At 69.4% G+C, this 10,950-nt stretch carries 8 protein-coding genes, 1 tRNA gene and 1 pseudogene; 9 read left to right on the top strand and 1 reads right to left on the bottom strand.

The genetic code is table 11. From position 1 onward, the window contains the following. Both FD678_RS09350 and FD678_RS09345 read left to right on the top strand, forming a co-directional pair. Nucleotides 1-270 (top strand): annotated as a pseudogene (locus FD678_RS09350) (hypothetical protein); the annotation flags it as partial. 178 nt (nt 271-448) lie between these two features. Then, on the top strand, nt 449-1,885 hold the full coding sequence (locus tag FD678_RS09345; protein ID WP_140721816.1) for a sugar porter family MFS transporter: 1,437 nt from the start codon (nt 449-451) through the stop codon (nt 1,883-1,885). 196 nt (nt 1,886-2,081) lie between these two features. On the opposite strand, the gene FD678_RS09340 is transcribed toward FD678_RS09345, so the two are convergent. Next, nucleotides 2,082-2,156 (bottom strand) — tRNA-Glu (locus FD678_RS09340). Nucleotides 2,157-2,226: 70 nt separating this feature from the next. Here FD678_RS09340 and pcnB point away from each other — a divergent pair. The 7 genes from pcnB (at nt 2,227) to FD678_RS09305 (ending at nt 10,878) form a co-directional block, all read left to right on the top strand. After that, nucleotides 2,227-3,573, top strand: coding sequence for a polynucleotide adenylyltransferase PcnB (gene pcnB, locus FD678_RS09335; RefSeq protein WP_140721812.1), 1,347 nt, complete (start codon nt 2,227-2,229; stop codon nt 3,571-3,573). 5 nt (nt 3,574-3,578) lie between these two features. Next, nucleotides 3,579-4,064 (top strand): 2-amino-4-hydroxy-6-hydroxymethyldihydropteridine diphosphokinase, encoded by a 486-nt coding sequence (gene folK, locus FD678_RS09330; protein ID WP_140721809.1) that lies wholly within the window; start codon nt 3,579-3,581, stop codon nt 4,062-4,064. A gap of 35 nt (nt 4,065-4,099) precedes the next feature. Beyond that, on the top strand, nt 4,100-4,915 hold the full coding sequence (gene panB, locus FD678_RS09325) for a 3-methyl-2-oxobutanoate hydroxymethyltransferase (RefSeq protein WP_140721805.1): 816 nt from the start codon (nt 4,100-4,102) through the stop codon (nt 4,913-4,915). Further along, complete coding sequence (gene panC, locus FD678_RS09320; protein WP_218569625.1) at nt 4,915-5,754, top strand: pantoate--beta-alanine ligase; 840 nt, start codon at nt 4,915-4,917, stop codon at nt 5,752-5,754. Before panB ends, panC begins: the two co-directional genes overlap by 1 nt. Nucleotides 5,755-5,990: 236 nt before the next feature. Continuing rightward, nucleotides 5,991-6,371, top strand: coding sequence for an aspartate 1-decarboxylase (gene panD / locus FD678_RS09315; RefSeq protein WP_140721797.1), 381 nt, complete (start codon nt 5,991-5,993; stop codon nt 6,369-6,371). Next, complete coding sequence (gene pgi / locus FD678_RS09310; protein WP_140721794.1) at nt 6,368-7,885, top strand: glucose-6-phosphate isomerase; 1,518 nt, start codon at nt 6,368-6,370, stop codon at nt 7,883-7,885. Before panD ends, pgi begins: the two co-directional genes overlap by 4 nt. Nucleotides 7,886-8,274: 389 nt before the next feature. After that, nucleotides 8,275-10,878: a glycoside hydrolase family 3 protein gene (locus FD678_RS09305; RefSeq protein ID WP_218569596.1), complete on the top strand. Its 2,604-nt coding sequence runs from the start codon at nt 8,275-8,277 to the stop codon at nt 10,876-10,878. The last annotated feature ends 72 nt before the right edge of the window (nt 10,879-10,950 follow it).

Here is a 10,950-nt window from a genome sequence, read left to right as displayed (position 1 = left end):
CAGGACCTGTTCATCGCGCACATCGGCGGCATGGACGCGTTCGCGCGCGGGCTGGAGGTGGCGCACGCGCTGCTGACGGCCTCGCCGTGGGAGCAGTGGCGCCAGCAGCGCTATGCCAGTTTCGACAGCGGCGCGGGCAAGGACTTCGTGGACGGCAAGCTGGACCTGGCGGCGCTGGCGGGCCTGGCCGCCCAGCACGGCGAGCCGAAGCAGACCAGCGGCCGCCAGGAGGCCTACGAGAACCTGCTCAACCAGTACCTGTTGCGCTGACCGCGTACGGCCGGTGGTCGCGGTGACCGCCGGCAGGCGGTAGAGTCGGCGCGGCCGCCGCGCTGGCGAGGGCCGGCACCGGGCGATACGGTGCCGGCAGGCCGGCGGCCACGATCATGCGAGGGGCACCGGCACGCCGGTGCGGTCAATCGAACACAACCCGGGGAGAACCACCGGAATGAGCACCACCACCACGGCTGCGAATCCAGCCGCCGCGCACGCCGCGGAGAACACCCGTTTCATCATCCTGATCAGCTGCGTCGCCACGATCGGCGGCTTCCTGTTCGGCTTCGACAGCGGCGTCATCAACGGCACGGTCGACGGTCTCAAGCAGACCTTCCATTCCAGCTCGGCCGGGATCGGCTTCGAGGTCGCCTCGATGCTGCTCGGTTGCGCGATCGGCGCGTTCTTCGCCGGCCGCCTAGCCGACCGCTGGGGCCGCCGCGCGGTGCTGATCATCGCCGCGGTGCTGTTCCTGCTCTCGGCGCTGGGCGCGGGGGCCTCGCACAGCTCTGCGTTCTTCATCTTCTCGCGGGTGATGGGCGGCTTCGCGGTCGGCGCGGCCAGCGTGATGTCGCCGGCCTACATCGCCGAGGTCGCTTCGGCGCGCTACCGCGGCCGGCTGGCGACGGTGCAGCAGATCGCGATCATCAGCGGCCTGTTCTGCGCGTTCCTGTCCAACTACCTGCTGGCCAAGGCGGCCGGCGCGTCCACGCAGCACCTGTGGTTCGGGCAGGAGGCCTGGCGCTGGATGTTCTGGATGCAGGCGATCCCGTCCGCCATCTTCCTGATCCTGCTGCTGACGATCCCGGAAAGCCCTCGCTATCTGGTGGTGAAGAAGCGCAAGGAAGAGGCCCTGGCGGTGCTGACGCGCCTGTACGGCGCCTCCGAGGCGCAGGCCAAGCTGGGCGAGATCGATGCATCGCTGTCGGAGGACCACCACCGGCCGAGCCTGTCGGACCTGATCAACAAGGCGACCGGCAAGATCCGCCCGATCGTCTGGATCGGCATCGGCCTGGCGGTGTTCCAGCAGCTGGTCGGCATCAACGTGGTGTTCTACTACGGCGCGGTGCTGTGGCAGGCGGTCGGCTTCTCGGAGAACGACGCGCTGCTGATCAACGTGCTCTCCGGCGGCCTGAGCATCGGCGCCTGCCTGGTGACGGTGGTGCTGATCGACAAGATCGGCCGCAAGCCGTTGCTGTGGGTCGGCTCGGCGGGCATGGCGGTCACGCTGGCGCTGGTCACCTACGCCTTCGCCAGCGCATCGCTGGATGCGAACGGCAAGCTGGCGATGTCCGACTCGATGGGCCTGCTGGCGCTGGTCGCGGCCAATGCCTACGTGGTGTTCTTCAACATGTCCTGGGGCCCGGTGATGTGGGTGATGCTGGGCGAGATGTTCCCGAACCAGATCCGCGGCTCGGGCCTGGCGGTGGCCGGCGCGGCGCAGTGGACCTCCAACTTCGCGATCACCGTGACCTTCCCGATCCTGCTCGGCAGCATCGGCCTGGCGGGGGCCTACGGGATCTACACCGTGGCGGCCTTCCTGTCGGTGTTCTTCGTGCTCAAGTGGGTCTACGAGACCAAGGGCAAGGAACTGGAGCAGATGGAGGGCTGAGCCCTGCTGCCGCCCCTTTCCCGCCAGGGGAGAGGGGTAAGGCATGCACGCCATGGCGCGCATGCCCCCGGGCGCCCACGCCGCCGGCGTGGGCCGGGACGGGGAGGAGCAGGGTGCTTCCCCCCGCCTCACCCGGGGGGGAGGGAAAAACAAAAAGCCCCGCATTGGCGGGGCTTTTTCGTTCTCGCATCCGACGTGGCGCTCCCTAGGGGACTCGAACCCCTGTTTTAGCCTTGAGAGGGCCACGTCCTAACCACTAGACGAAGGGAGCGTTTTGTTACGTCGATGTGAGCGCGCTAGTATAGTGGGCTCGAATCCGTTCGGCAACATCCTGCACCACTTTGGGAAGCGCCACCATCGAACCTTCAGTTACATCTCCGTTCACCCTGCGGGTGATTCCGCGCGAGCAGCACGTCATCTCGCGCAAGGACATCAGTCCCAACGCACTGCGGGTGCTGTACCGCCTGCGCGAGGCGGGCTTCGGCGCCTTCCTCGTCGGCGGCGCGGTCCGCGACCTGCTGGTCGGCGGGCATCCCAAGGATTTCGACGTCGCCACCGATGCCACGCCGGAGGAGGTCAAGAGCCTGTTCCGCAATTGCCGCCTGATCGGCCGCCGCTTCCGCCTGGCGCACGTGGTGTTCGGCCGCGAGATCATCGAGGTGGCCACGTTCCGCGCCAACAGCGACGACGGCAGCGGCGACCGCGAGGTCGAAAACGGCCGGCTGGTGCGCGACAACGTCTACGGCACGATCGAGGAGGACGCGATCCGCCGCGACTTCACCTGCAACGCCCTGTACTACGCGATCGAGGACTTCTCGGTGCGCGACTACGTGGGCGGGTTCGACGACGTGCAGGCGCGGGTGATGCGCCTGATCGGCGATCCCGAGCAGCGCTACCGCGAGGACCCGGTACGCATGCTGCGCGCGGTGCGCCTGGCGGCCAAGCTCGGCTTCGAGATCGAGCCGGCCACGGCCGGGCCGATCCCGCGCCTGGCCGGGTTGCTGGCCGACGCCGCGCCGGCGCGGTTGTTCGAGGAAGTGCTCAAGCTGTTCCTGTCCGGCCACGGCGTGGCCAGCTTCGAAGGGCTGGAGCGGCACGGGTTGCTCGACGCGCTGTTCCCCGAGAGCGCCGCGGCGCTGCGCTCCAACCGCAGCGGCGCGTTGCGCCGGATGCTGATCGCGGGCCTGGGCAATACCGACCAGCGGGTCGCGAACGACGAGCCGGTCTCGCCGGCATTCCTGTTCGCGCTGCTGCTGTGGCCGGCGTTCTGCCGGACCCTGGCGATGCTGCAGGCCCAGGGCGTGCCGGTGGAGGAGGCGCAGCGGCGCGCCGCCGACCGCGTCACCCTGCACGAGATCGAGCGGGTCGCGCTGCCACGGCGCTTCTCGTTGCCGATGCAGGAGATCTGGCTGCTGCAGACCCGCTTCTCCTCGCGGCAGCGCAAGCGCGTGTTCCGCACGCTGGCGCACCCGCGCTTCCGCGCGGCGTTCGACTTCCTGGCGCTGCGCCAGATCGCCTCGCCCGACCATGCCGCCGATGTCGAGTTCTGGCGCGAGGCGCAGCAGCAGTCCGGGCAGGAGCTGGTCTCGGCGATCGAGTCGGCGCAGGTCGAACTCGGCGACGACGCGCCGGCCCCGCACAAGCGCCGCCGCCGGCGCCGGCGCGCCACCGGCTCCAGCCCGGAGTAACGGGCTTGGTAAAGGCCTGTATCGGTCTGGGAGCCAACCTGGGCGATGCGCCGGCGGCCGTCCGGCAGGCGCTGGCGGCGCTGGCGGACCTGCCGCGGACCCGCCTGGTGGCGGCATCGCGGCTGTACCGCACGCCGGCATGGGGCCGCGAGGACCAGCCGGATTTCATCAACGCCGCCGCACTGGTCGAGACCGGCCTGGCAGCCGAGCCGCTGCTGGACGCGCTGCTCGGGATCGAGCGGCGCTTCGGCCGGATCCGCCTGCCGGGCGAGCGCTGGGGGCCGCGCACGCTGGACCTGGACCTGTTGCTCTATGGCGAACGGCGCATCGGGCTGCCGCGCCTGCAGGTGCCGCACCCGCACCTGCACGAGCGTGCGTTCGCGCTGGTGCCGCTGGCCGAGGTCGCCCCGGAGGCGATGATCCCGGGCCATGGAACGGTGAAGTCCGTACTCGCCGGTATCGATGCCTGCGGGATCGAGCCGATTGGGTAGATAATGCTGGGCTTATCACCCCACGTAATGAGTTCATGAGCAGCCACGCCGATAGCAAGCCCTGGACCGTTCCCGCCCTGGCCGAGGCCAAGCGGGAAGGTCGCAAGCTGGTGATGTTGACCGCCTACGACGCCGGGTTCGCGCGTACCTTCGAGGCCAACGGCGTCGACCTGATCCTGATCGGCGATTCGCTCGGCATGGTGGTGCAGGGCCACGATTCGACCCTGCCGGTGACCGTGCGCGACATGGTCTACCACACCTCGGCGGTCGCGCGCGTGCTGCAGCGGGCGCTGCTGGTGGCCGACCTGCCGTTCGGTGCGGACGCCACCCCGGAACGCGCCTTCGACGCCTCGATGCAGCTGCTGCAGGCCGGCGCGGAGATGGTCAAGATCGAAGGCGCCGGCTTCAAGCTGGACGTGATCCGCCACCTGGTCGAGCGCGAGATCCCGGTCTGCTCGCACCTGGGCCTGACCCCGCAGTCGGTGCTGCGCCTGGGCGGGTTCAAGGTGCAGGGGCGCGGCGACGCCGCGCAACGGCTGGTCGAGGATGCCAGGGCCGTGGTCGAGGCGGGCGCCTCGCTGCTGGTGCTGGAATGCGTGCCGAGCCCGCTCGCCGCGCAGATCACCGCCGAGGTGGCCGCCCCGACCATCGGCATCGGTGCCGGCCCCGGCTGCGACGGCCAGGTGCTGGTGATGCACGACTTCCTCGGCCTGGACAGCGGCCACCGCCGGCCCAAGTTCGTCAAGGACTTCCTGGCCGAGGGCGGTTCGGTCGCGGGCGCGGTCCGCGCGTATGCGGAAGCCGTCCGCGACGGCAGTTTCCCCGACGAAGAGCACGCCTACGCCGCATGATCGAGACCGTCAAAGAACTGGCCCGGCTGCGCGCGATCGTCGCCGGGTGGAAGCGCGAGGGCCTGCGCGTGGCGCTGGTGCCGACCATGGGCAACCTGCATGCCGGCCACTTCTCGCTGGTGATGCTGGCGCGGCAGTATGCCGACCGCGTGGTGTCGAGCGTGTTCGTGAATCCGACCCAGTTCGGCCCGAACGAGGACTTCTCGCGCTATCCGCGCACGCCGGAGGCCGACATGCGCGGCCTGGAGGACGCCGGTTGCGACGTGCTCTGGCTGCCGAGCGTGGAGACGATGTACCCGCTCGGCACCGAGCTGGCGATGCGGATGCGGGCGCCGGGCATCAGCGAGGTGCTGGAGGGCGCGCACCGCCCCGGCCACTTCGATGGCGTGTGCACGGTGGTGGCGCGCCTGTTCAACCAGGCCCAGCCGGACGTCGCCGCGTTCGGCAAGAAGGACTACCAGCAACTGGCGGTGATCCGGCAGATGGTGGCCGACCTGGCGTTCCCGATCGAACTGCTGGCCGGCAGCATCGTGCGCGAGCAGGACGGCCTGGCGATGAGTTCCCGCAACCAGTACCTGTCGGCGGAGGAGCGCCCGCGTGCCGCGCTGATCCGCAAGGTGCTGCTGGGCATGCGCGAGGCCTGCGAGGCGGGGACGCCGCGCGCGCAGGTCGAGGCGGCGGCGGCGGAGCGGCTCGCCGGAGGCGGTTTCGCGGTGGACTACGCGGTGGTTCGCACGCCGGAGCTGGCCGAGCCGGAGGATGGCCACGACGGCCCGCGCGTGGCGCTGGTCGCGGCCAAGCTGGGGCGCACCCGGTTGATCGACAACCTGGAGTTCTGAGGCCGGCTCCCTGGAGAGCCGGCTTCGGCGGAACCGCCGCTGCGGGAGGGGCTCCGGTCCCGAGGCTTTGCCGGTCCTCTGTCGGGATTGAAGTCCCCACCACGAACAAACAGGCATCCTGCAAGCGTTCGATCGCTCGACGGCCCGACCCGGGCGAGTTCGCTTTCCCAAGTCCCGGGTCCCGGGTCCCGGGTCCCGGGTGTAAACTCAATCCTTTCTTTACGCCGTCCCCCGTCATGCAACTGTCCCTGCTGAAAGCCAAGATCCATCGCGCCACCGTCACCCATTCGGAGCTCAACTACGAGGGCTCGATCGCCATCGACGGCCTGCTGCTGGAGGCCACCGGCATCCGCGAGTTCGAGCAAGTCCACATCTGGGACGTGACCAACGGTTCGCGCTTCACCACCTATGCGATCCGCGCGGAGGAAGGCAGCGGCGTGATCTCGCTCAACGGCGGCGCGGCGCGCCACGTGCAGGTCGGCGATCTCGTGATCATCGCCGCGTTCGCGAGCATGACCGAGGCGGAGGCCAACGCCTTCAAGCCGAACCTGGTCTACGTCGACGGCGCCAACAAGATCACCCACACCAACCACACGATCCCCACACAGGCCGCATGACCCAGAACAACGGATTCGATTCGCTGCACTCCCACGCCCAGCGCCTGCGTGGCGCTGCCATCCCCGCGCTGCTGGCCGCCGAGCCCGACCGGCCGGAGCAGTACGCAAGGCGGGTCGGTCCGTTGTATTTCAACTTCGCGCGGCAGAAGTACGACCGCGCGGCGCTGGACGCGCTGCTGGCGCTGGCGGCCGAGCGCGACGTGGCCGGCGCGTTCCGGCGCCTGTTCCGCGGCGAGCAGGTCAACGTCACCGAGCAGCGCGCGGCGCTGCACACCGCATTGCGCGGCGACCTGACCGGCGCGCCGGTCGCGGCGGAGGCCTATGCCACGGCCGCCGGCGTGCGCCAGCGCATGAAGGGGCTGATCGAAGCGCTGGAGAAGAGCGGCGTTACCGACGTCGTCAGCGTCGGCATCGGCGGTTCGGACCTCGGCCCGCGCCTGGTCGCCGATGCCCTGCGCCCGGTCGCGGGCGCGCGCTTCCGCGTGCACTTCGTCTCCAACGTCGACGGCGCGGCGATGCAGCGCACGCTGGCGACGCTGGACCCGGCGACCACCGCCGGCATCCTGATCTCCAAGACCTTCGGCACCCAGGAAACGCTGCTCAACGGCGCGATCCTGCACCAGTGGCTGGGCGGCAGCGAGCGCCTGTACGCGGTCAGCGCCAATCCCGAGCGCGCCGCCAAGGCCTTCGACATCGCGCCGGGCCACGTGCTGCCGATGTGGGACTGGGTCGGCGGCCGCTATTCGCTGTGGTCGGCGGTCGGTTTCCCGATCGCGCTGGCGATCGGGTTCGAGCGCTTCGAACAGCTGCTGGCCGGCGCGGCCGAGTTCGACCGGCACGCGCTGGAGACGCCGCTGGCCGACAACGTCGCGGTGCTGCACGGCCTGACCGCCGTATGGAACCGCAACCTGCTCGGCAGCGCCACGCACGCGGTGATGACCTACGACCAGCGCCTGGCGCTGCTGCCGGCCTACCTGCAGCAGCTGGTGATGGAAAGCCTGGGCAAGCGCGTCAAGCTCGACGGCTCGCCGGTCGACAGCGACACGGTGTCGGTATGGTGGGGCGGCGCGGGCACCGACGTGCAGCACAGCTTCTTCCAGGCCCTGCACCAGGGCACCAGCATCGTTCCGGCCGATTTCATCGGCATCGTCCGCAACGACGATCCCTACGTAGAGAACCACAGGGCGCTGCTGGCCAACCTGCTGGCGCAGACCGAGGCGCTGGCCAACGGCCAGTCCAGCGACGATCCGCACCGCAGCTACCCGGGCGGCCGTCCGAGCACGCTGATCCTGCTCGATGCGCTGACGCCGCAGGCGCTGGGCGCGCTGATCTCGATGTACGAGCACAGCGTGTACGTGCAGTCGGTGATGTGGGGCATCAACGCGTTCGACCAGTTCGGCGTCGAGCTGGGCAAGCAGCTGGCCAACCAGTTGCTGCCGGCGCTGAAGGGCGAGGCGACCGAGATCGCCGACCCGGTGACGCGCGGCGTGCTGCGGCAACTCGCCGCGAAGTAGCGCCAAACCACTTGCGCGCGCGGAGAAACGGATGCCGGAGGCATCCGTTTTTCGTTGGCCGGTTCGACGCCGCAAACCCTGGCCGGGGTTTCGTGCGGCGAGTGGGGTTGGCGCCTATGCCGCCCGCGATTTTGCGCAGCCGCGGCGCAGTTCGATATTGCGTTGCAGCATGGCACCTGCCGGCCCTTCGCCGCCCGTGGCGAGGAACCCGGCGAAAACCCGCAAATCGCATGGGTTTGGGCGCAGGCGGGATATATCGCATTCCGATATACGGTTGCACATGGGCTATATCGTTCGCTTTTGTTGACAGCCATTCACGAATGGGAAAGCGTACGCGCCGGATGACGGCCCATGCACGGGCCGGTCGGTAACCCGTACGGAGATCGCCCTTGCAAACCACCCATCGCGCTTCCGCGCCCATGATCCGCCGCGCGCTTTCGGTCGCCACCGCCAGCGCCGTGCTGTTGCTGGCCGCCTGCCAAGGCAAGCCCGTCGCCAATGCCAACGATGCCACGCCGGCGCAGGATGCTTCCGCATCGACCACGATCCATCCGGACAAATGGCCTTCGCCGAAGTGGCCGTTCGCGGAGGACCCCGCGCTCGAGAAGCGCGTCAGCGACGTGATGGCGCAGATGAGCGTGGAAGAAAAGGTGGCGCAGACCGTGCAGGGCGATATCGCCAGCATGACCCCGGAGGACGTGCGCAAGTACCGCATCGGCTCGGTGCTCGCGGGCGGCAACTCCGATCCCGGCGGCAAGTACGACGCCAGCCCGGCGGAATGGTTGAAGCTGGCCGACGCGTTCTACGAAGCGTCGATGGACACCTCGCAGGGCGGCCACGCGATCCCGATCATCTTCGGCATCGACGCGGTGCACGGGCAGAGCAACATCGTCGGCGCGACGCTGTTCCCGCACAACATCGGCCTGGGCGCGACCCGCAACCCGGCGCTGATCAAGAAGATCGGCGAGGTCACCGCGATCGAGACCCGCGTGACCGGCATGGAGTGGACCTTCGCGCCGACCGTGGCGGTGCCGCAGGACGACCGCTGGGGCCGCAGCTACGAGGGCTATTCCGAGTCGCCGGACGTGGTGGCCAGCTATGCAGGCGAGATGGTCAAGGGCCTGCAGGGCGAACCGGGTTCGCCGCAGTTCCTCGACGGCCGCCACGTGATCTCCTCGGTCAAGCACTACCTCGGCGACGGCGGCACCACCGACGGCAAGGACCAGGGCGACACCGCAGTGTCCGAGGACGTCCTGCGCGACATCCACAACGCGGGCTATCCGCCGGCGATCGCCGCCGGCGCGCAGAGCGTGATGGCGTCGTTCAACAGCGTCAACGGCGAGAAGATGCACGGCAACAAGGTCATGCTGACCGACGTGCTCAAGGGCCGGATGAACTTCGGCGGCTTCGTGGTCGGCGACTGGAACGGCCATGGCCAGATCAAGGGCTGCACCAACCAGGACTGCCCGGCGGCGCTGCTGGCCGGCCTGGACATGTACATGGCCCCGGACAGCTGGAAGAGCGTGTACGAGACCACGCTGGCCGCGGTGAAGTCCGGCCAGGTGCCGATGGAGCGGCTGGACGACGCCGTGCGCCGCATCCTGCGCGTGAAGGTGCGGCTGGGCCTGTTCGAAGCGGGCAAGCCGTCGCAGCGTCCGCTCGGTGCCAAGTTCGAATTGCTCGGCGCGCCGGAGCACCGCGCGGTGGCGCGGCAGGCGGTGCGCGAGTCGCTGGTGCTGCTGAAGAACCAGGGCGGTATCCTGCCGCTGGATCCGCGCAAGCACGTGCTGGTGGCCGGCGACGGCGCCGACGACATGGGCAAGCAGTCCGGCGGCTGGACGCTGAACTGGCAGGGCACCGGCACCAAGCGCGCCGACTACCCGAACGGCAACACCATCTGGGAGGGCCTGTCCAAGCAGGTCAAGGCGGCCGGCGGCAGCGCGGAACTGGCGGTCGACGGCAAGTACAAGCGCAAGCCGGACGTGGCGATCGTCGTGTTCGGCGAGAACCCGTATGCCGAGTTCCAGGGCGACATCCCGAACCTGCTGTACAAGGCCGGCGACGAGAGCGACCTGCAGTTGCTGAAGAAGCTCAAGGCCGAGGGCATCCCGGTGGTGTCGGTGTTCCTGAGCGGCCGCCCGCTGTGGCTGAACCGCGAGATCAATGCCTCCGACGCCTTCGTGGCCGCCTGGCTGCCGGGTTCGGAAGGCGAGGGCATCGCCGACGTGCTGCTGCGCAAGCCCGACGGCAGCGTGCAGTACGACTTCAAGGGCAAGCTGAGCTTCTCCTGGCCGCGGACCGCGGTGCAGTTCCACAACAACGTGGGCCAGAAGGACTACGACCCGCAGTTCGCGTTCGGCTACGGCCTGACCTACGCGGACAAGGGCGACCTGGCGCCGCTGCCGGAGGAATCGGGCGTGAGCGGCGAGCAGTCGGCCGCCGGCGTCTATTTCAGCCGCGGCAAGCCGTCGATGGGCATCACGGTGCACCTGTCCAACGCCGGGCAGGCGAACATGCCGGCCACCACGCTGCCGGTGGCGCTGTCGGACGGCAGCCTGAAGCTGAGCGCGGTGGACCACAAGGCGCAGGAAGATGCGCGCCGGCTGCAATGGTCCGGTTCGGAAGCGGCCAGGCTGGTGCTGATCGCGGCCAAGCCGTTCGACCTGACCCGCGAGAGCAACGGCGACGTGCAGCTGCAACTGACCTTGCGCCGCGACAGCGCGGTGAGCGCGCCGGTATGGCTGGGCGTCGGTTGCGGCGAAGGCTGCAGCGGCCGCGTCGACCTGCAGAAGACCCTGGCGGCGTTGCCGCAGGGCCAGTGGAAGGTGGTCGGCGTGCCACTGAAGTGCTTCGCGGCCGCGGGCGCGGACGTGAGCAAGCTGGTGCAGGTGCCGACGCTGGAAAGCGCCGCGGCGCTGGACCTGTCGGTGTCGCGCATCGCGCTGGGCGCGTTGAACGAGGCCGAGGTCACGGTGGAGTGCCCGGCCAAATAAGCCGGTCAGGAGTTCGCGCCATCGTTGGCGCGAGCGACAAGAGCAACGGCTGTCTTTGCGGCAGCCGCGACG

It is taken from the genome of Pseudomonas sp. Hp2 (assembly GCF_006386585.1).
In the GTDB taxonomy this organism is placed as follows: domain Bacteria; phylum Pseudomonadota; class Gammaproteobacteria; order Xanthomonadales; family Xanthomonadaceae; genus Pseudomonas_S; species Pseudomonas_S boreopolis.
The sequence above is the reverse complement of the archived record's forward strand: the minus strand, read 5'-3'. Positions and strand labels throughout refer to the sequence as shown.

Coding starts and splice junctions, on each gene's coding strand:
- panD (WP_140721797.1), top strand. CDS start 5,991: ATGCAACTGTCCCTGCTGAAAGCCAAGATCCATCGCGCCACCGTCACC.
- pgi (WP_140721794.1), top strand. CDS start 6,368: ATGACCCAGAACAACGGATTCGATTCGCTGCACTCCCACGCCCAGCGC.
- FD678_RS09345 (WP_140721816.1), top strand. CDS start 449: ATGAGCACCACCACCACGGCTGCGAATCCAGCCGCCGCGCACGCCGCG.
- panB (WP_140721805.1), top strand. CDS start 4,100: ATGAGCAGCCACGCCGATAGCAAGCCCTGGACCGTTCCCGCCCTGGCC.